We start from the raw sequence: 19,234 nt of genomic DNA on the forward strand, positions 1-19,234 counted from the left end.
CTCAGCCCCCGGCACCGGCGCAGGCGCGGCCAGTTGGTCTTCGGGGCGCACGTCGCCCAGCGCGCGGTGCAGCGTGCCGTACAAAAAGTCATGCACCATGCGCCCGTCACGGAAACGCACTTCGTGTTTGGTCGGGTGCACGTTGACGTCGACCACCGACGGGTCGACTTCAAAAAACAGCACAAAGGTCGGGTGCCGACCATTGAACAGCACATCGCGGTACGCCTGACGCACCGCGTGCGCCACCAGCTTGTCGCGCACCGCACGGCCATTCACATAGAAGTACTGCAAGTCGGCCTGGCTGCGAGAAAACGTCGGCAAGCCCACCCAGCCCCACAAATGCAGGCCGTTGCGTTCTACTTCGATGGGCAGCGCCTGCTCCAGAAACGCCGGGCCACACACCGCCGCCACCCGCCGGGCGCGGGCCGTGGCATCGCGGGCTTCGTGCAGATTGAGGATGCTTTTGCCGTTGTGGCGCAAGTTGAACGCCACATCAAAACGCGCCAAAGCCAGACGCTTGATCACTTCTTGCAGGTGATCGAATTCGGTTTTTTCGGTCTTGAGGAATTTACGCCGCGCCGGGGTGTTGAAAAACAGGTCGCGCACTTCAACCGACGTGCCCACCGGGTGCGCCGCTGGCTGAACCCGCGGGGCCATGTCGCGGCCTTCGGTTTCGACCTGCCACGCCTGCTCGGCGCCACGGGTGCGCGAGGTCAGGGTCAGGCGGGCCACCGAACTGATCGAAGCCAGCGCTTCGCCCCGAAAGCCCAGGCTCATCACCCGCTCAAGGTCTTCGAGGTCGCGGATCTTGCTGGTAGCGTGTCGCGCCAGCGCCAGCGGCAAGTCGTCACTGGAAATACCGCTGCCGTCATCACGCACCCGCAGCAGCTTGATCCCGGCCTGCTCGACGTCAACATCAATGCGCTTGGCACCCGAGTCGAGGCTGTTTTCCAGCAACTCTTTAATCACCGAGGCCGGGCGTTCAACCACTTCACCCGCGGCAATCTGGTTAGCCAGCCGCGGGCTAAGCAGTTCAATGCGGGCGCTGTTCATCACCTCATCACTCATTGCTTGGTCACCAGCTCGGTGGCCGGAATGCTCAAGTTTTGACCGATTTTCAGTTCATCGCTTTTCAAGCCGTTGGTGGAGCGCAGCGTCGCCACGCCCACTTGGTAACGCACCGCAATCATCGCCAGGGTTTCGCCTGGGCGAACCGTGTGTTCACGGGCCCCTTGGGCGATTTTGCCGGTGTCACGCAGCCAGGCGATGTAGGTGCCCGGCGGCGGGTTTTGCTGGAAGAACTGGCGCACGCCACTGCTGATCGAACGCGCCAGCGCTTGCTGATGGCTGGTCGAGGACAGTTTCGAGGCTTCGTTGGCGTTCGAAATAAACCCGGTTTCCACGAGGATCGACGGGATATCCGGCGACTTGAGCACCATAAATCCGGCCTGCTCAACGCGCTGCTTGTGCAACGGCGTGACCCGGCCGATGTTGCTCAGAACCTTCTGGCCGACGTTAAGGCTGGAGGTCAGCGAGGCGGTCATCGACAGGTCGAGCAGTACGCCTGCGAGCATTTTGTCTTTGTCATCGAGGCTCACGTTGCCCGCGCCGCCGATCAAGTCAGAACGGTTTTCGCTGTCAGCCAGCCAGCGCGCCGTCTCGGACGTGGCGCCACGTTCAGACAAGGCAAACACCGATGCACCAAACGCCGCCTTGGACGGCGCAGCGTCAGCGTGAATCGACACAAACAGGTCGGCACCCTTTTTACGGGCGATTTCGGTACGGCCACGCAACGGGATGAAGTAGTCGCCGGTACGGGTCAGCTCAGCCCGGAAGCCGCGCATGCCGTTGATCTGGCGCTGCAACTCTTTGGCAATCGCCAGCACCACGTTCTTTTCGTGTTGGCCCGCAGAACCGGAAGCACCCGGGTCTTCACCGCCGTGGCCGGGGTCGATCACCACAACAATTTCGCGCTTGCCGCTCGGCACCGGCGGCAGCTTGATATCAGGCTGGGCAGGCGTGACCGGCACAGGGACCGGTACCGGCACCACAGGCACCTTGGCCACTGTCGTGGCGGGCAGGCTTGGGGCCAGGTCTGCGCCCTGATCGAACAAATCGACCACCAGGCGGTTGCCGTACTGGGCGTTAGGGGCCAGCACAAAGCTTTTGGGGGTTACCGGTTTTTTCAGGTCGATGACCACCCGCAGGTCAGTCGGTGTGCGCTGCGCCGAGCGCATGCTGGTGATCGGCGTGTTGGCCGTGGCCACATTCAACGGCCCGGCCAGGGTGGCGCCGTTGATATCAATCACCAGACGGTCAGGCGCCGTCAGCGTGAACACGCTGTGCTGCACCGGGCCGGTCAGGTCAAACACCAGCCGCGTGTTGTCCGGGGCACGCCACAAACGCACGCTTTTCACTTGTGTCGCTGCTATGGCATTAACCGCCATGACACTCAGCAACAGACCCACGACACTCACTAACGCGCGAAAGCGCATACCAAACCCCATCATTATTTGTATTCCAGCGCCACTGCGGCACACCAAGCCTCGCCACGCGAACCTTGGGGCGACAACGTCAGCGCGCGCCCGGTGTTATGCGGCCTAATGGTAATGGTCAGGTCAGCCTTTGGCAAAAAGCCTGCACCTTGTTGGGGCCACTCAATCAAGCATAGGGCGTCTTCGTCGAAATAGTCGCGAATCCCCATAAATTCCAGCTCTTCCGGGTCAACCAGGCGATACAGGTCGAAATGGTAAGCGCGGATGTCGCCAATTTCGTAGGGTTCAACCAGGGTAAACGTCGGGCTTTTAACCGCGCCGGTGTGGCCCAGGCCGCGAATAATGCCGCGTGACAGGGTGGTTTTACCCGCGCCCAAATCCCCTTCCAGAAAAATCAGCCCATGCCCCTGGGTGATGCGGGCCAACTGCCCGCCAAAGACGACCATGGCCTCTTCATCCGCCAGATGCAGTGTTAATTCAGACACGGTGTTTGCTCCTCCAACAACTGACGAATGGCTGGTATCAAATCACTGGCCGCCAGCCCACGGCCCAATTGTCCTTGTTGTTCGCCGGCGCGGGCATGCAGCCACACCGCCAGGCACGCGGCATCAAAGGCGTTCATGCCCTGCGCCAGCATCGCGCCGACCACACCGGCCAACACGTCGCCCAAACCTGCCGTGGCCATGGCCGGATGCCCGTGCGTACACAGGGCCAATTGGCCCTCCAGCCCGGCAATCAACGTGCCTGCCCCCTTAAGGATGCACACCGCTGAGTATTTTTTAACCAGCGCACGGGCCGCCGCCGGGCGATCCGCCTGCACCTGCTCGGTGCTCAAGCCCAGCAAACGCGCGGCTTCGCCGGGGTGCGGGGTGAGCACGCAGCCTGCTGGCAGCGCACAGTCAGCGTTGGACAACAGATTGAGCGCATCGGCATCCCAGACTTGTGGCTTTTTTGCCTGAGCCGCCGCCGACAGCAAGCTGCGCCCCCACGCGGCCTGCCCCAACCCCGGCCCCACCACAACCACGCTGGCTTGCGCCAACACGCCCATTAACTGGTTGGCCGACGACACGCCAAGGGTCATCACCTCGGGCAAGCGGGTCAAGGCCGCGGGCACATGCTCCGGGCGGGTGGCCAGTGACACCAGCCCCGCACCACAGCGCAAGGTGCTCTGGGCGCTGAGGGTAATGGAGCCGCCAAAACCCCGGTCACCGCCAATCAGCAGCACATGGCCGAACTGGCCTTTGTGGGCGTCGGCCGCACGTGCAGGCAGCCGTGGCAAGGTGTCTGCCAGCAGCGGTTGGGGGTCAGCAAAGAGGTGTTTGGTCTGCGGCATGCGTGTCGGGCTCCGATGTCTGGCAGAATTATACGCATCTCAGCTCTGGTTTCTCTTGCCTCATGCCTGCTATTACTGCCGACCTACCCGCTCTTGCTCAGTCCATCAAGGAATGGGGCCGTGAGTTGGGCTTTCAACAAGTCGCCATTGCCGGCCTTGATCTGGGGGAACACGAGCAACACCTTGAACGCTGGCTGGCCGCGGGCTATCACGGCGACATGGAATACATGGGCGCCCACGGTAGCAAACGTTCGCACCCCGAAGAACTGGTGCCCGGCACCTTGCGCGTGGTGTCGTTGCGCATGGACTACCTGCCCGGCGACACGCACATGGCGCAATTGCTGGCCCAGCCCGAAAAAGCCTACGTATCGCGCTACGCCTTGGGCCGCGACTACCACAAGCTGATCCGCAAACGCGTGCAACAGTTGGCTGACCGCATTCAGGCCGAAATAGGCCCTTTCGGCTTTCGCGCTTTCGTTGACAGCGCCCCGGTGCTGGAAAAGGCCATCGCGCAAAAAGCCGGGCTGGGCTGGATCGGCAAAAACACCCTGGTGCTCAACCGCAAAGCAGGCAGTTACTTCTTTTTAAGTGAACTGTTTGTCGACATACCGCTGCCCGAGGACGAGCCCCACACCACCGAACACTGCGGGCGCTGCAGCGCATGCCTGGACATTTGCCCGACCAAGGCGTTTGTGGGGCCGTATGTGCTGGATGCGCGGCGGTGCATTTCTTACCTGACCATCGAGCTTAAAACCGCGATCCCGGAAGAACTGCGTTCAATGATGGGCAACCGGGTGTTTGGCTGCGACGACTGCCAGATCGTCTGCCCCTGGAACCGCTTCGCCCGCAGCACCCTTGAGGGCGACTTCAAGCCCCGGCACAACCTGGACAACGCCGAACTGGCCGAATTGTTCATGTGGGACGAAGACAAGTTTTTGAGCAGCACCGAAGGCTCGCCCCTGCGCCGGGCCGGTTACGAGCGCTGGCTGCGCAACTTGGCGGTGGGTTTGGGCAACGCGCCTTCAACTATTCCGGTGCTGGAAGCGTTGAAAGCCCGGCGTGAGTACCCGTCTGAGCTGGTGCAAGAGCATGTGGAATGGGCGCTAAAGCAGCATGCTGAGCGAGTATGAAGCAGAACTCTGTGGGAGCGGGCTTGCTCGCGATGGCATCGACGCATAACACCTGACTTACCGCGTCGCCTGCATCGCGAGCAAGCCCGCTCCCACAAGGGAATGCCTGCAATTCCCACATAATCCCCAACACCCACCTGTCAGGCATTGAGGCCGAGTAACTCTGGCAGGTCATTCACAACATGGAGACGGCCCGCGCGCTGGTGGATTCGCTGCTGGCCGATTAATGCTCGTCGTTATACACGAACTTGGGCATTTCCCAGTTAAAACGAATCGCCAGCAGGCGCAGCAAGAGCCCACCGAACAAGGTGACGAAGATCGCCTGTTCGTTGGGCATGTTCAGGTAGGTGCACAGCAAAAAGCACCACGCGGCCGCGAAGGACACGCTGGCGTAAAGTTCGCGACGGAAGATCAGCGGGATGTCGTTGCAGAAGATGTCACGCAGGATGCCGCCAAACACGCCGGTTATCACCCCGCTCACTGACGCCACCAGCATGCCCTGACCCATTTCCAGGGCGGTCATGCAGCCGATCAGGGTAAACGCCACCAGCCCCAGCGCATCGAGCACTAAAAACAGTGAACGCAAATGGCGCATCAGCGGTGCGATAAAAATCGTCACCAACGCGGCAAAGGTGGTGAGCACCAGGTATTCCGGGTGTTTGACCCACGTCAGCGGGTAATGCCCCAGCAGCACATCACGGACCGAGCCGCCGCCCAGCGCGGTGACGCAGGCAATCAGCACCACACCAAACCAGTCCATGCCCCGACGCCCGGCAGACAGCGCGCCGGTCATGGCTTCAGCAGTAATGGCGACTAAATAGAGCATCAGCAACATGGCGGCGATCCTTGCAATGAGGCGCGCAGTCTACTCAGTTGCTGAGAGCACCAAAAGGGGGCAAAACACACCCCCCTGTAGGAGCGAGCTTGCCTCGCGATCTTTTGATCTTTAAAGCAAACAGGCGTCTTTAGAACTTGATGAAGTGCTTGCGGTAATGCTGCAGCTCGGCAATCGACTCGCGAATGTCGTCCAGTGCCAGGTGCGTGCCTTTTTTCACCAGGGTATCGCGCACTTCCGGCGCCCAGCGGGCCACCAGTTCCTTGAGGGTCGAGACGTCCAGGTTGCGGTAGTGGAAGTAGCTTTCGAGAGTCTTCATGTGGGTGTACAGAAAACGCCGGTCCTGGCAGATGCTGTTGCCACAGATCGGCGATTTGCCTTTAGGCACCCACTGCTCAAGGAAAGCCAGGGTCTGCGCTTCGGCTTCGGCCATGCTCACGGTACTGTCCTTGACCCGCTGGGTCAGGCCGCTGGCGCCGTGGGTGCGGGTGTTCCATTCGTCCATGCGGGCGAGCACTTCATCACTGTGGTGGATGGCAATCACCGGGCCTTCAGCCAAGGTGTTGAGGTTGCTGTCGGTGACGATGGTGGCCATTTCGATAATGACGTCGTTGTCCGGATCAAGGCCGGTCATTTCCAGGTCGATCCAGATCAGGTTCTGCGCGTTGTTCATAAAGGCCTCCAGTGCTTAGTCGCGCAGTTTAGCTTAGGCGCCCGGCCCACGTGCTAAACTCGCCAGCGTTTTACCCTTCTTATCGTTATCAACACGGAACACCCATGGCCAAACGCCAGCTCAATCGTCGCCAAAACTGGCGCATCGAAAAGATCCAGGGCGAGCGCGCTGCCCGCGCCGCCAAACGCGAATCCAGCGCCCTTGAAGCGCTTGAGGGCGGCGACTTAGGCCCCGAGCAACTCGGCCTGGTGATCGCGCACTTCGGTGTGCAGGTCGAAGTCGAGGCTCAAGAAGGCGAGCTGAAAGGCCAGACGTTCCGTTGCCACTTGCGCGCCAACCTGCCCGCACTGGTCACCGGTGACACCGTGGTGTGGCGCGCAGGCAATCAGGGCATCGGCGTGATCGTCGCCCAATTGCCGCGCAAAACCGAACTGTGCCGCCCCGACAACCGTGGCCAGCTCAAGCCGGTCGCGGCCAACGTCGACATGATCGTGATCGTCTTCGCGCCAATGCCCGAGCCTCACGCCAACCTGATCGACCGTTACCTGGTGGCTGCCGAGCACGCCGGGATCCGCCCATTCCTGCTGCTGAACAAGGCAGACTTGATCGACGATCAAAACGCACCCGCTCTGAATGCACTGCTGGGGGTTTATCGCCAGTTGGGCTACCCGGTGCTGGAAGTATCAGCGCACCACGGTGACGGCATGCAGCAGTTGCAAGAGCAACTCAACGGCCGTATCAGCGTGTTTGTGGGGCAGTCGGGCGTGGGTAAATCCTCGCTGGTCAACAGCTTGCTGCCGGAGGTCAACCTGCGGGTCGGGCCGCTGTCGGAGCTGTCCGGTCAGGGCACGCACACCACCACCACCGCGCGGTTGTTCCACTTCCCGGGCGGCGGTCAGTTGATCGACTCACCGGGTATTCGTGAATTTGGCCTGGGCCACGTCAGCCGGGCTGACGTTGAGGCGGGCTTTATCGAGTTCCACGACTTGATCGGCCGCTGCCGCTTCCGCGACTGCAAGCACGACCGCGAGCCGGGCTGCGCGTTGTTGATGGCCCTGGAAGACGGCCGCGTGCAGCAACAGCGCATGAACAGCTATCGCTCGATCATTGCCAGCTTGCCGGAAAGCAGTTACTAAGCCTGCGCTTGCCTCGCGATCGTTTAAAAGATCGCGAGACAAGCTCGCTCCTACACAGGTTTAGGGGTTGGCCGGGGGCTTGTCATCAAACAAGTTCAGCTTCTGGCGCTCCTCATGCATCGGCTTTGGCTGCTGGTCGGGCGGCAAGGTGATCGGGTCGTCCAGTGCTTTGGGCAACTGTTCAGCCTTGACCGGGTCCGGCCCTTGTTCACCCTCAATCGCTTGTTGGGCCTTTTTGGTCAGCACCACGATGTCGATCCGGCGGTTGACCGGGTTGTTTGGGTGGGCCTTGTCGAACAGCACTGACGAGGCGTACCCCACCACCCGCGCGACCTGACTGTCGGGGTAGCTGCCCGCCACCAGCGTGCGCCGCGCCGCGTTGGCGCGGTTGGCCGACAATTCCCAGTTACCGTAATCGCCCGTGCCCGCATAGGGCATGGCGTCGGTGTGACCGCTGATGCTGATCTTGTTCGGCACCGCCGCGATGGTGTCAGCCATGGCCAGCAAAATGTCTTCGAAATACGGCTTGAGGCGCGCACTGCCCACGTCAAACATCGGGCGGTTTTCGGCGTCCATCACCTGGATACGCAAACCGTCCGGGGTGATTTCGAACAACAGTTGGTCTTTGAATTTCTTCAGTTGCGGGTTTTCTTCGACCTTGTTTTGCAACTCCTGAAGCAGCAACTCAAGGCGCTCCTTCTCAACCTGCTCGGCCATGCCCTGAATCTGGTCCGCATCGATTTTGATCTTGTCCGGCACGGGCTCCTTTTTCTCTTCCGGGTTGAGGGTGTTTTCTGGTGCCAATGCGGGCGTGCCGCCCAGGTCGATGGTGTACGGCGTGCCGCTTTCAGAGAAACCGATCGGGTCTTTAAAGTAGCCACCAATGGCGATTTTCTGCTCTGGCGTGGCGGCGGTCATAAGCCACAACACCAGAAAGAACGCCATCATCGCGGTGGCAAAGTCCGCAAAGGCGATCTTCCAGGCGCCACCGTGGTGGCCTGCGCCATAGCGCTTGACGCGCTTGATGATGATCGGCTGATTGTTTTCCATAACTCAGCGACCGCGAACCACTTGTTCCAGCTCGGAAAAGCTCGGCCGGTGCTTGGGGTACAGCACTTTGCGGCCAAATTCGACGGCCAGCGAAGGCGGCATGCCCGAGGCCGAGGCCACCAGCGAGGCTTTGATCGACTCGTACACGTTGATCTCTTCTTTGGCGTCATGGGCCAGCGACGTCGCCAGCGGGCCAAAGAAGCCGTAGGCCGCGAGGATACCGAAGAACGTCCCCACCAGCGCCGCACCCACGTGCATGCCGATGGCCGCCTGATCGCCCTCACCCAACGACGCCATTGTCACAACAATGCCAAGAACCGCTGCCACAATGCCGAAGCCCGGCATCCCGTCAGCGATGCCGGTGATGGCGTGGGACGGGTGCTCGAGTTCTTCCTTGAGGTTGAACAGTTCCATGTCGAACAGCCCTTCCAGCTCGTGGGGCGCCATGTTGCCCGACGACATGATGCGCAGGTAATCGCAGATAAACGCGGTCATGCGCTCGTCTTTCAATACAGTCGGGTACTTGGCAAAAATCGGGCTGGCCGCAGGGTCTTCAACATCAGCCTCAATGGCCATCATGCCTTCGCGGCGGCTTTTATTGAGGATCTCGTACACCAGGCCCAGCACTTCCAAATAAAAGGTGTGGGTAAAGCGTGTGCCGAACATGCTGAGTGATTTTTTGATCACGTGCAGGGTCATGTAGCCGGGGTTGGCCTGCAGGAATGCACCAAAGGCAGCCCCGCCGATGATCATGACTTCGAAAGGCTGAATCAGCGCTCCGATCTTGCCGTGAGAGAGTACGTAGCCGCCGAGCACGCTCGCAAACACGACGATGATGCCGATAATTTTAGCCATAGGTCGTTAAGGTACTTGTTGAGTCAGGTTCAAGTTCATATTCCAGCAAAGCTAAAACTCTTCTTATCCTTATCGGCTAATCTGCGCCAGACTATAGTCGTTCAAGCTGAAAAGCCATTTGGCCCTGTAGGGCCTTTAACAATTGATGATGACCGCGCGACCATCATGGCGAATGAAACCGTTCCATCGACAGTCATACCTGCTTCCCTGGACGCGTGGGTCAGCCACCTCGACGCGGTACGTTTGCCGATCCCGCAGCGCAGCCATGTGTTAGTCGCCAAGACCCTCAGCGACAGTCGCCGCTCATTGCGCGAGATCGCCGAGGTCATGCAAGACAGCCCGGCGCTGGCCTTGAGCCTGATCCGCGAAGCCAATCAACACGCGCAAAGCAGCCTGACCGAACCCGCCGAAAGCCTCGAAGTGGCACTCAATCGCCTGGGGCTAAAACGCACCCAGGAACTACTCGAAAGCATGCCGGTGCTGCCGGCCGAAGACATCCCCGTCGCCCTGCGCCAAGTGCTGCTCATCAGCCAGCACGCAGCCCAGCAAGGGATTGGCCTGTTCGGCAACCGCCTGGCCAGATTGTGGCAAGAAGTGTACTGGGGCAGTTTGTTGTTCTTCTCGCCGTTGTGGGCCATGGCGATGACGCACCCCAAACAGCTGGAAGAATGGGAAGCGCGGGTGATTCATAAAGGCGAATGCGCCGACAAGGTTGAACGGGCGCTGTTCGGCGTGCGCCTGTTCGAGATCTGCCGGGCGTTGGCCCAGTTGTGGCGACTGCCCGAGTGGATCATGCAGGGCTACGCGGTAATCACCGACGATAAACGCACGTTGATCCGCGTGCTGCATATTGCCCGCGACACCCATCGTCCCCTGCATCAGCAACAACAGCTGGATGCCGACCCGGCCCTGCGCCGCTGGCTGAGCCATCCCGCCAACAGCCTGTTGCTGGCCAACGGTTTGGCGTTGTCCGCGCAACAGGGCTGGGACTCGCCGCACAACCTGCGCTGGCAGTACCTGACCAGCCTGTACCTGCAACTGCCGCTGCATGAAGTGCAGCAGCAAGTGCACCAGAACGCCGCGAGCAGCGCCCGCTATCACTCAACCCCAGACCTCTGGCACCCGGCGCTGGCCTTGCTCATGCCGTGGGAGGCGCGCCGCGAAAACACCCACGGGCAACCGGCCCCGCCACCGTCCGCGCAAGCCTTGCAGGCCTGGCGCAAATACTGCGGGCAACTGCTGGAAGAACCGACGGCCTTCGCCAACCCTATGCACCTGACCTTATGCGCCCGTGAAGCCCTGCAAGCGTGCGGCATGCGCCGGATCATCCTGCTGATGGCCGATAAAACCTCAAGTTTGTTGCGCGCGTTTCAAGTGCTCGGGCTGCCCAAGACTGCGTTCGACATGACCCTCAATGTCAGCGACAGCCCTGCCCTGCAACGCTTGATGGCGCAACCGGCGCAAGTGCGCCTCACGCCCGAAAACAACGCGGTGATTTCGGCAGCCATGCCCGATAACCTGCGCAGTCTGTTCCCCGGCGAGCATCTGCTGTTACGCTCGCTCAGCAATAACGGGCGCGTGGTCATGCTGATACTGGCCGACCAGGACGGCGGGCCGTTTTCGGAAACCAGCGTGCAAGCGTTTGGTAAAACCGCGCAATGTATCGAGAAAGCGCTGCACACCTTTACTGCTCGCGGGCGCTAACGCTTGCGCTACAATTCACCCCTTTTTTTGCTCTGGAGAACACATGCCTGACTTCTCTGGCTTGCCGTTAGTCATTGAACCCCGCGACCTCAAAGCCCGGCTCGATGCCCCCCATGTGATCGTGGTCGACCTGAGCAGCGCTGCACGCTACGAAGCCGGGCATATCCCGGGCGCCCGCTTTGTCGAGCCCAAACGCACGCAACTGGGTTTGCCGCCAGCACCGGGCCTGCTGCCGACCCAAGCCGCGCTCGAAGCGCTGTTTGGCGAATTGGGGCACACCCCAGACGCGGTGTACGTGGTCTATGACGACGAAGGCGGCGGCTGGGCCGGGCGTTTTATTTGGTTACTGGATGTTATCGGGCACCGGGCTTATCACTATCTGGACGGCGGCATTCACGCCTGGATTGCTGAAGGCTACGACGTTACCCAAGACGTACCGCCAGCGGTCGGCGGCCCCGTTGCCTTGACCTTGCACGACGAACCTACCGCCACCCGCGAGTACCTGCAAAGCCGCTTGGGCGCAGCGGACCTGGCCATTTGGGATGCCCGCAGCGCCGCCGAATACCGTGGTGAGAAAGTGCTGGCAGCCAAGGGTGGGCACATCCCGGGCGCCGCGAATTTTGAATGGACCGCAGGCATGGACAAAGAACGCAGCCTGCGTATCCGCACCGACATGCCCGAGATTCTCAAGGACCTCGGGATCACGCCGGACAAAGAAGTGATTACCCACTGCCAGACCCACCACCGCTCTGGCTTTACTTATCTGGTCGCCAAAGCGCTCGGTTATCCGCGCGTCAAAGCCTATGCCGGTTCCTGGGGCGAATGGGGCAACCACCCGGACACGCCTGTTGAGCCGCCTGTAAAACACTAAGGATTTTGCATGAAAAAGCGTTTGTTCCTTCTGAGTCAGTACCTGTTGCCGCACCATCTGTTGTCGCGCCTGGCGGGCTGTATTGCCGAATGCCGTGTGCGCTGGTTTAAAAATGCTTTCACCACCTGGTTCGCCAAGCGCTACCAAGTGGACATGTCCCAGGCGCTGATTGAAGACGTCACCGCCTACGAGCACTTCAACGCCTTCTTCACCCGCGCCCTGAAAGACGGCGCCCGCCCGCTGGACCCAACGCCCGGCGCCATCCTCAGCCCGGCAGACGGCGCAATCAGCCAGCTCGGCCCGATTGAACACGGTCGCGTGTTCCAGGCCAAAGGCCACAGCTACAGCGTGCAAGAACTGGTGGGCGGCGATGCCGCTGTGGCAGCGCAGTTTATGGGCGGTGAATTCGCCACTATTTACCTGTCGCCAAAAGACTACCACCGTGTGCACATGCCACTGGCGGGCACCCTGCGCGAGATGATCTACGTACCGGGCCGTCTGTTCTCGGTGAACCAGACCACCGCTGAAAACGTACCGGAGCTGTTTGCCCGCAACGAACGTGCGGTGTGCATTTTTGATACCGAACGCGGCCCGATGGCGGTGGTATTGGTGGGCGCCATGATCGTGGCCTCGATTGAAACAGTATTTGCCGGTCTGGTGACGCCGCCTAAACGCGAGCTGAAAACCTTCCGTTACGACGAAGCGGCCCGTGCGCCAATCCACCTGGAAAAAGGTGCAGAGCTGGGTCGTTTCAAACTGGGCTCGACGGCCATCGTGTTGTTTGGCCCGGAGCAAGTGAAGTGGGCTGAAACCCTGGCGGCCGGTACGCCGGTGATGATGGGCGAGAAGATCGGCGAATAACACTTCAGACCCTGTAGGAGCGAGCTTGCTCGCGATCTTTTGATCTTTAAAAGCTCGCGAGCAAGCTCGCTCCTACACAGGTTTCACCGGGCGTTAGCCCTGACCGTTACGGTCACGCTGGCCCAGCAGGTACAGCACACCATCCAGACCCAGGGTCGTGATCGCGTATTTAGCCGATTTTTTAACCAGCGGCTTGGCGCGGAACGCCACACCCAACCCGGCAATGGCCAGCATCGGCAAGTCATTGGCGCCGTCACCGACCGCAATGGTCTGCTCCAGGCTCAAGCCTTCCTTGCGCGCCAGCTCTGTCAGCAAATCGGCTTTGCGCTGTGCGTCAACAATCGGCTCGACAGCCACGCCAGTCACTTTGCCATCCACCACTTCCAGCTCGTTGGCGAACACATAGTCGATGCCCAGCTTGGCCTGCAATTGCTTGGCGAAGTAGGTAAAGCCGCCCGACAAAATAGCGGTTTTGTAGCCCAGACGCTTAAGCTCGGCAAACAGCACCTCAGCCCCTTCGGTCAGTCGCAGCGAAGCGCCGATCGAGTCCAGCACGCTCACGTCCAACCCTTGCAGCAGCGCCAAACGCTCTTTGAAGCTGGCCTTGAAGTCCAGCTCACCGGCCATGGAGCGCTCGGTGATGGCTGACACTTTGTCGCCCACACCTGCGGCCTTGGCCAATTCGTCGATCACTTCGGCTTCGATCAGCGTGGAGTCCATGTCGAACACCGCCAGGCGGCGGTTGCGACGGAACAGGGTGTCTTCCTGCAAAGCGATATCAACCTGGAGTTCTTGCGCCAGGTTAAAGAAGGCGGTGCGCAAGGCGTCGATGTCAGCCAGCTCGCCGACCACGCGCAGTTCGATGCAGCTTTTGCTCAGTTCGGTGGGGGCGTCCAGCGGGACACGGCCCGACAAACGATCGGTCTGTTCGATGTTCAGCCCGTGCTGGCTGATTACCGACGTCACACGTTGTAACTCATGGGCCGTCACTTGGCGGCTCATCAGTGTAACCACATGGCGTTTTTGGCTTTGCTCGCTGACCCAGCGCTGGTAGTGATCTTCAGTGATCGGGTCAAAACGCAGTTGCAGGCCCTCATTGGCAATCAAGGGCTGGAGGTCTTTAAGCACTGCGGAGACTTGCTCGGCTTCGGGAATATTCACCAGAAAGCCCAACGACAAAACGCCATGGATGACGGCCTGACCGATGTCGAGAATATTCACCCCATTGCTGGCCAATACGCCGGTAATGGCCGCAGTGAGACCCGGACGGTCTTCACCGGTGATGTTTATCAGGACGATTTCGCGCAAGGCACACCCCCATTCGCTAAAAAAAACGCATTCTACCCACTTTCAGTGACCATCGGGCATCGCCAAGGCTTTGCCGCCTCAGGGCTGCTCGCTATACTGCGCACCAACTTAACGGACTAAGAGCCGCGCTCAGTGAACCGGCCATCGCCTGTCAAAACCGATAACTTCTTCCTGCTGATCTTCCGGGCCCTTCGCGATAGACGCGTTCCGATAGCTCTGCGTATTGCCAGCCACAACGTGATTCTGGTCGCGTTGGCGTTGGTCATTTATGCGGTCGTCATGGGTTTGCAGTTCAAACAGGCCATGCACGAGCAAGCCGATGCGCTGGGTCAGAGCCTGACCACACAAACAGCCACCTCGGCCACCGAGTTGCTGGTGTCCAACGACATCCTCAGCCTCAACGTGCTGCTCAATAACCTGACGAAAAACCCGCTGGTGGCCCACGCCGCTATTTATAGCGTCGACAACCGCATCCTCGCTGAAGCCGGGCAACGCCCGAAAAGCGGCCTGCTGGGCGAAACCGAAGGCGTGTATCAAACCAAGATCACCTTTCAGGATGTAACCGCCGGGCATTTGCGCATCAGCCTGGACATGAACCAGTTCGAACAGCCAATGACCATCAGCTTGCAGAGCATGGGCATCCTGAGTGCCATTTTGCTGGCACTGGCCCTAGCGTTGAGCTTGCGTTTGGGCAGGAACATTACGACACCTTTGTTGCAACTGCGTGTCTGGCTGCGTGAGCCGGACCCTTACACCCCGGCCATCAACCGCCAGGATGAAATCGGCGACCTCGCCCGCCAGTTGCACACACGTCTGGCCCCGCCAGCGCCTGAGCCGGAACCCGAGCCAGAACCCGAATACGACGACGAAGAAGCCGAAGACGACGAGCCGGCGTTCGAAGTGCGTAACCTGCGTGATCCGGGCTTTGATGAAACCCCGCCTGCACCGGCGCCAAAAGCTGCGCCGCGCCAGGTCATCAGTGCCGAAGAAGACGAAAACGACGACGAAGACCCGTTTGCCGACCTGCGCGACACAGCGTCCGAGGCGCCAGCGCCGGTGGTCAAGGCCCAACCGGCCAAGCCTGCCGCCCCGCAACCGAGTGCTGTACTGGCCGTGCAACTGGGCGCCCAGGAGCAACTGCGTCGCCTGCCACGTGCCCGCTTGATGGAACTGCTGGAGCGTTATCGCGACTGCCTCAACCAGGCGGCGTCGCTGTACCAGAGCGAGCTGCACACGCTGAACGATGGCAGCACGCTGATGCTGTTCCACAGCGAAGACAGCGGCGACGACTACCTGACCAACGCCATTTGCTGCGGTGAACTGCTGCGCGCGTTGGGCCATGCCTTGCAGATCGAAGTCGCGGACAGCGGCATTACCTTGCAACTGCAATTGGGCCTGGTGCTGGGCGAAGGCCTGAGCGGCATGAGCCAGATCGATTTGCTGCTGACTGAAACCGCCCAGGACGCCCTGGCCTTGTCACAACACAGCCGCAACCTGCTGCTGGTAGAGCGCAAGATCAGCGACGACGCGTTGATCCGCCAACGCGCGCGCATCCGCCCGATTGCCAGCCCTGAAGGCGCCTGCTGTGTTGAGCGCCTGATGGAGCCCTACCCGTCCATGCTCGAACGCCAACTGGCGCGGATGCACGAGAGCCGCGGGTAGGCGACTCGGAACATCCTGTGGGAGCGGGCTTGCTCGCGATTGCCACGCCTCGGTGGGTCAGACGTACCGAGTCGACTGAATCGCGAGCAAGCCCGCTCCCACATAGAGGTTGACGTACCGGCCACACGCAAAAAAAAATCCCGCACACGTGCGGGATTTTTGTATCTGGCCATCACCTCAGAAGCGGAACACTTCCATGTCGGTGCGAATCGGTGAAGCCGTCGGGATCTTGGGCCTGTTCACGTCCTGCTTGGGCGCAGGCTTGGGCTCGGGCTTGCGTGGCTCGATCAATGGCGGCTGGTTGGCCAATGGCTTGAGCGCCACGGTCAGTTGTTCGCTCAGTTGCTGCAACAACTCACCCTGGGCGCGAACCTGATCGGCTGTGCTGCCATCGTGTTTCTGCTCAAGGTGCACCATGCGGCTGTCACGCACCTGGCCGCGACGGTCGAGCAAACGCCATTGAGCATCCAGGATCGCGGGCTGGTTTTTACCCGAGTCCAGCCGGGTGATCGACAGCAGCACTTGCACGTCCGGGGTAAACCCCGCCGTGGCCGGGGCCAACACCACGCGCTGGCTGTCCAGACGCCAGGCCAACTGGCGCACCAGCAACTGGTCAATGTCAGACGACAAACTGCCCGCCCAACGACCATCGGTCGCCGCGCTCAGGCTGCCATCGGTTTGGCGCTGCAACAGGGTTTCACGTTGCAGGTAGTCAGCCACGGTCACCGGGCCAAGGAGTACGGCCATGCCAGCGCTTTGCTTGGGCTGGCCGGGGTTGCCGCTGTCCAGTTGGTACAGGGACGCTGGCTGGTGCACGCTGCACCCCGCCAGGCCAAGCACACCGGCCAGCAACGCAATTAAAGGAAGGCGCAGAACGTTCATCATTCCATCCAGGTGGCCGCCACACGGCACGCCACAGTGTCATTCTCAGAAAATATCGGGCACATCGCCATTAGCTGTGCGAAAGAGCGCCATATCATCCGTGAATATGCGGCCTGACTCCAGCGCCGCAGCGCCGATCTGCGCGAAAAAACCAGATCGGCGCACCGTGCTTAGTTAGGCGTCTCTACCAACAGGGCGTCTACGCGCTGGAAGCCACGCGGCAGCTTGTTGCCTCGGCGCCCGCGCTCACCTTTGTAATGCTCAAGGTCATCGGCCTTGAGCGACAAGGTGCGCTTGCCCGCCTGCAACACCAGCGTGGCGTTGTCGGGCAGCACGGCGAGGTCGGTCACGTACTCTTCGCGACTGGCCACGCGCTCGCCCGGAATGCCGATGATCTTGTTGCCTTTGCCCTTGCCCAGTTGCGGCAGGTCGCTGACTTTGAAGATCAACAGCCGGCCTTCGGTGGTTACCGCCGCCAGCCAGTTGTTTTCGCGGTCTGCCACAGGGCGCGGGACCATCACTTGCGCGCCTTTTGGCAGGGTCAGCAAGGCTTTACCAGCTTTGTTCTTGGCTTGCAGGTCTTCACCTTTAACCACAAAACCGTAACCGGCGTCCGAGGCGATCACGTACAGCGCGTCGTCGTCAGGCAGCAGCACGCATTCAAAGGTGGCGCCCGGTGGCGGGGCCAAACGCCCGGTCAGCGGCTCGCCCTGGCCACGGGCCGACGGCAAGGTGTGCGCCGCCACCGAGTAGCTGCGCCCGGTGGAGTCAATAAACACGGCAAATTGGTTAGAGCGCCCGGCCGCCGCGGTTTTATAACCGTCGCCGGCTTTATAGGACAACCCGGTCGCGTCCAGGTCGTGGCCTTTACCGCAACGTACCCAGCCTTTTTCAGACAGCACCACGGTGACGGCTTCGGTCGGGATCAGTTCGTTTTCCGACAGGGCTTTGGCTTCTGCACGGGCCACGATCGGGGAACGACGGTCGTCGCCGTAGGTTTCGGCGTCGGCCAGCAACTCGCTGCGCACCAGTTTTTTCAGCTTGGCTTCGCTGCCCAGCAAGGTTTGCAGCTTGGCTTGTTCTTTGCGCAGGGCGTCTTGCTCGTCGCGCAGCTTCATCTCTTCAAGGCGGGCCAATTGGCGCAAGCGCGTGTCGAGGATGTAGTCGGCCTGGGTTTCAGTCAGGGCAAAACGGGCGATCAATTCAGCCTTGGGATGTTCCTCGGTCCGAATGATGTGGATCACTTCGTCGAGGTTCAGGTACGCGGTGAGCAAACCGTCCAACAGGTGCAGGCGGCGCTCGACTTTATCCAGGCGGAACTGCAAGCGGCGGCGCACGGTTTGTACGCGGAACTCCAGCCACTCGACCAGCAAGGCACGCAGGTTTTTCAGTTGTGGCTTGCCGTCCAGACCGATGATGTTGATGTTGACCCGGAAGGTCGACTCCAGCTCAGTCACGGCGAACAAGTGCTGCATCAGCTCATCGAGATCGACCTTGTTGTTGCGCGGGATGATCACGATACGGCACGGGTTTTCGTGGTCGGACTCGTCACGCAGGTCGGTGACCATCGCCAGCTTGGTCGGCTTGGCCTGCATCAGCGCAGCGATTTGCTCCAGCACCTTGGCGCCCGACACCTGGTGCGGCAACGCCGTAACCACGATGTCGCCGTCTTCTACGTGGTACACCGCACGCATGCGCACCGAGCCACGGCCGGTCTGGTAGATCTTCAGCAGGTCGGCACGCGGGGTGATGATTTCGGCTTCGGTCGGGTAGTCCGGGCCCTGAATGTGCTCGCACAGTTGCTCGACGGTGGCTTTTGGCTCATCGAGCAAACGCACGCAGGCGCTGGCGACTTCGCGCAGGTTGTGCGGCGGTACGTCGGTGGCCATGCCCACGGCGATGCCGGTGGTGCCATTGAGCAGGATGTTCGGCAAACGTGCCGGCAACACCGCAGGTTCATCGAGAGTGCCGTCAAAGTTCGGCACCCAGTCTGCCGTGCCCTGCCCCAGCTCGCTGAGCAGCACTTCGGAGTACCGCGACAGGCGCGCTTCGGTGTAACGCATGGCCGCGAACGACTTGGGATCATCCGGCGCACCCCAGTTACCCTGGCCGTCGACCAAGGTGTAGCGGTAGCTGAACGGCTGGGCCATCAGCACCATGGCTTCGTAGCAGGCCGAGTCGCCGTGCGGGTGGAACTTGCCGAGCACGTCACCGACGGTACGCGCCGATTTCTTGTGCTTGGCGTCAGCGTCCAGCCCCAGCTCGCTCATGGCGTAGACGATACGCCGCTGTACCGGCTTGAGGCCGTCGCCGATGTGCGGCAAGGCCCGGTCCATGATCACGTACATGGAGTAGTTGAGGTAGGCCTGTTCTGTGAAGTCGGCCAGTGACCGGCGTTCTACGCCGTCCAGGCTGAGATCAAGGGAGTCGCTCATGCGG

At 60.9% G+C, this 19,234-nt stretch carries 17 protein-coding genes; 6 read left to right on the forward strand and 11 right to left on the reverse strand.

Annotated elements, in window-relative coordinates:
- From mutL to GHO32_RS19075, 4 genes are all read right to left on the reverse strand, one after another.
- Positions 1-1,068 (reverse strand): DNA mismatch repair endonuclease MutL (mutL, locus tag GHO32_RS19060; protein ID WP_153442960.1); only part of this gene is annotated, 1,068 nt, incomplete at its 3' end.
- A complete protein-coding gene (locus tag GHO32_RS19065; RefSeq protein WP_218577099.1) occupies positions 1,065-2,507 on the reverse strand; it encodes an N-acetylmuramoyl-L-alanine amidase in 1,443 nt (480 codons plus the stop codon). The genes mutL and GHO32_RS19065, both read right to left, overlap by 4 nt.
- Positions 2,508-2,509: 2 nt before the next feature.
- On the reverse strand, positions 2,510-2,980 hold the full coding sequence (gene tsaE / locus GHO32_RS19070; RefSeq protein WP_368668486.1) for a tRNA (adenosine(37)-N6)-threonylcarbamoyltransferase complex ATPase subunit type 1 TsaE: 471 nt from the start codon (positions 2,978-2,980) through the stop codon (positions 2,510-2,512).
- Positions 2,968-3,828, reverse strand: a complete 861-nt coding sequence (locus GHO32_RS19075; protein ID WP_153338296.1) for an NAD(P)H-hydrate dehydratase — start codon at positions 3,826-3,828, stop codon at positions 2,968-2,970. The genes tsaE and GHO32_RS19075 overlap by 13 nt, the downstream gene beginning before the upstream one ends.
- 62 nt (positions 3,829-3,890) lie before the next feature.
- Here GHO32_RS19075 and queG point away from each other — a divergent pair, with 62 nt between their 5' ends.
- Positions 3,891-4,958, forward strand: a complete 1,068-nt coding sequence (gene queG, locus GHO32_RS19080; RefSeq protein ID WP_048366605.1) for a tRNA epoxyqueuosine(34) reductase QueG — start codon at positions 3,891-3,893, stop codon at positions 4,956-4,958.
- Positions 4,959-5,181: 223 nt separating this feature from the next.
- On the opposite strand, the gene GHO32_RS19085 is transcribed toward queG, so the two are convergent.
- Both GHO32_RS19085 and orn read right to left on the reverse strand, forming a co-directional pair.
- Complete coding sequence (locus tag GHO32_RS19085) at positions 5,182-5,793, reverse strand: trimeric intracellular cation channel family protein (protein WP_048366606.1); 612 nt, start codon at positions 5,791-5,793, stop codon at positions 5,182-5,184.
- Positions 5,794-5,923: 130 nt separating this feature from the next.
- Positions 5,924-6,466: an oligoribonuclease gene (orn, locus tag GHO32_RS19090; protein ID WP_153328378.1), complete on the reverse strand. Its 543-nt coding sequence runs from the start codon at positions 6,464-6,466 to the stop codon at positions 5,924-5,926.
- 104 nt (positions 6,467-6,570) lie between these two features.
- On the opposite strand from orn, the gene rsgA reads away from it, so the two are divergent.
- Positions 6,571-7,602, forward strand: a complete 1,032-nt coding sequence (gene rsgA / locus GHO32_RS19095; protein ID WP_123751152.1) for a small ribosomal subunit biogenesis GTPase RsgA — start codon at positions 6,571-6,573, stop codon at positions 7,600-7,602.
- Between the two features lie 60 nt (positions 7,603-7,662).
- Here the strand turns inward: rsgA and motB are convergent, their stop codons facing one another.
- Both motB and motA read right to left on the reverse strand, forming a co-directional pair.
- Positions 7,663-8,652, reverse strand: coding sequence for a flagellar motor protein MotB (gene motB / locus GHO32_RS19100; protein WP_048366609.1), 990 nt, complete (start codon positions 8,650-8,652; stop codon positions 7,663-7,665).
- A 3-nt stretch (positions 8,653-8,655) separates the two neighbouring features.
- The gene (gene motA, locus GHO32_RS19105; protein ID WP_123751150.1) at positions 8,656-9,507 is read right to left on the reverse strand and encodes a flagellar motor stator protein MotA; all 852 of its coding nucleotides are present in this window, start codon (positions 9,505-9,507) and stop codon (positions 8,656-8,658) included.
- A 165-nt stretch (positions 9,508-9,672) separates the two neighbouring features.
- Here motA and GHO32_RS19110 point away from each other — a divergent pair, with 165 nt between their 5' ends.
- Genes GHO32_RS19110 through asd form a run of 3 tightly spaced genes read left to right on the forward strand, consistent with a single transcriptional unit; the run spans position 9,673 to position 12,943 of the window.
- On the forward strand, positions 9,673-11,211 hold the full coding sequence (locus tag GHO32_RS19110; RefSeq protein WP_153334879.1) for an HDOD domain-containing protein: 1,539 nt from the start codon (positions 9,673-9,675) through the stop codon (positions 11,209-11,211).
- A gap of 43 nt (positions 11,212-11,254) precedes the next feature.
- Positions 11,255-12,082: a rhodanese-like domain-containing protein gene (locus tag GHO32_RS19115; protein WP_153328383.1), complete on the forward strand. Its 828-nt coding sequence runs from the start codon at positions 11,255-11,257 to the stop codon at positions 12,080-12,082.
- 9 nt (positions 12,083-12,091) lie between these two features.
- On the forward strand, positions 12,092-12,943 hold the full coding sequence (gene asd / locus GHO32_RS19120) for an archaetidylserine decarboxylase (protein ID WP_048385252.1): 852 nt from the start codon (positions 12,092-12,094) through the stop codon (positions 12,941-12,943).
- Between the two features lie 93 nt (positions 12,944-13,036).
- Here asd and serB read toward each other — a convergent pair whose 3' ends face one another.
- Positions 13,037-14,251: a phosphoserine phosphatase SerB gene (gene serB, locus GHO32_RS19125; protein ID WP_123751149.1), complete on the reverse strand. Its 1,215-nt coding sequence runs from the start codon at positions 14,249-14,251 to the stop codon at positions 13,037-13,039.
- A gap of 132 nt (positions 14,252-14,383) precedes the next feature.
- On the opposite strand from serB, the gene GHO32_RS19130 reads away from it, so the two are divergent.
- The gene (locus GHO32_RS19130) at positions 14,384-15,913 is read left to right on the forward strand and encodes an AhpA/YtjB family protein (protein ID WP_278941641.1); all 1,530 of its coding nucleotides are present in this window, start codon (positions 14,384-14,386) and stop codon (positions 15,911-15,913) included.
- A 177-nt stretch (positions 15,914-16,090) separates the two neighbouring features.
- Here the strand turns inward: GHO32_RS19130 and GHO32_RS19135 are convergent, their stop codons facing one another.
- Together GHO32_RS19135 and parC are read right to left on the reverse strand one after the other, a co-directional pair.
- Positions 16,091-16,795, reverse strand: a complete 705-nt coding sequence (locus tag GHO32_RS19135; protein WP_178113912.1) for a membrane integrity-associated transporter subunit PqiC — start codon at positions 16,793-16,795, stop codon at positions 16,091-16,093.
- Between the two features lie 170 nt (positions 16,796-16,965).
- Complete coding sequence (gene parC, locus GHO32_RS19140; protein ID WP_123751146.1) at positions 16,966-19,230, reverse strand: DNA topoisomerase IV subunit A; 2,265 nt, start codon at positions 19,228-19,230, stop codon at positions 16,966-16,968.
- Between the last annotated feature and the right edge of the window lie 4 nt (positions 19,231-19,234).

The sequence above is a fragment of the Pseudomonas sp. FSL R10-2189 genome (assembly GCF_009600325.1).
Taxonomy (GTDB): Bacteria; Pseudomonadota; Gammaproteobacteria; order Pseudomonadales; family Pseudomonadaceae; genus Aquipseudomonas; species Aquipseudomonas helleri.

Excerpts from the sequence above, each read along its gene's own strand:
- GHO32_RS19065 (WP_218577099.1), bottom strand. The coding sequence starts at position 2,507 with ATGGGGTTTGGTATGCGCTTTCGCGCGTTAGTGAGTGTCGTGGGTCTG.
- GHO32_RS19075 (WP_153338296.1), bottom strand. The coding sequence starts at position 3,828 with ATGCCGCAGACCAAACACCTCTTTGCTGACCCCCAACCGCTGCTGGCA.
- asd (WP_048385252.1), top strand. The coding sequence starts at position 12,092 with ATGAAAAAGCGTTTGTTCCTTCTGAGTCAGTACCTGTTGCCGCACCAT.
- queG (WP_048366605.1), top strand. The coding sequence starts at position 3,891 with ATGCCTGCTATTACTGCCGACCTACCCGCTCTTGCTCAGTCCATCAAG.
- rsgA (WP_123751152.1), top strand. The coding sequence starts at position 6,571 with ATGGCCAAACGCCAGCTCAATCGTCGCCAAAACTGGCGCATCGAAAAG.
- GHO32_RS19085 (WP_048366606.1), bottom strand. The coding sequence starts at position 5,793 with ATGTTGCTGATGCTCTATTTAGTCGCCATTACTGCTGAAGCCATGACC.
- parC (WP_123751146.1), bottom strand. The coding sequence starts at position 19,230 with ATGAGCGACTCCCTTGATCTCAGCCTGGACGGCGTAGAACGCCGGTCA.
- GHO32_RS19110 (WP_153334879.1), top strand. The coding sequence starts at position 9,673 with ATGGCGAATGAAACCGTTCCATCGACAGTCATACCTGCTTCCCTGGAC.
- orn (WP_153328378.1), bottom strand. The coding sequence starts at position 6,466 with ATGAACAACGCGCAGAACCTGATCTGGATCGACCTGGAAATGACCGGC.
- GHO32_RS19135 (WP_178113912.1), bottom strand. The coding sequence starts at position 16,795 with ATGAACGTTCTGCGCCTTCCTTTAATTGCGTTGCTGGCCGGTGTGCTT.
- GHO32_RS19115 (WP_153328383.1), top strand. The coding sequence starts at position 11,255 with ATGCCTGACTTCTCTGGCTTGCCGTTAGTCATTGAACCCCGCGACCTC.
- motA (WP_123751150.1), bottom strand. The coding sequence starts at position 9,507 with ATGGCTAAAATTATCGGCATCATCGTCGTGTTTGCGAGCGTGCTCGGC.
- motB (WP_048366609.1), bottom strand. The coding sequence starts at position 8,652 with ATGGAAAACAATCAGCCGATCATCATCAAGCGCGTCAAGCGCTATGGC.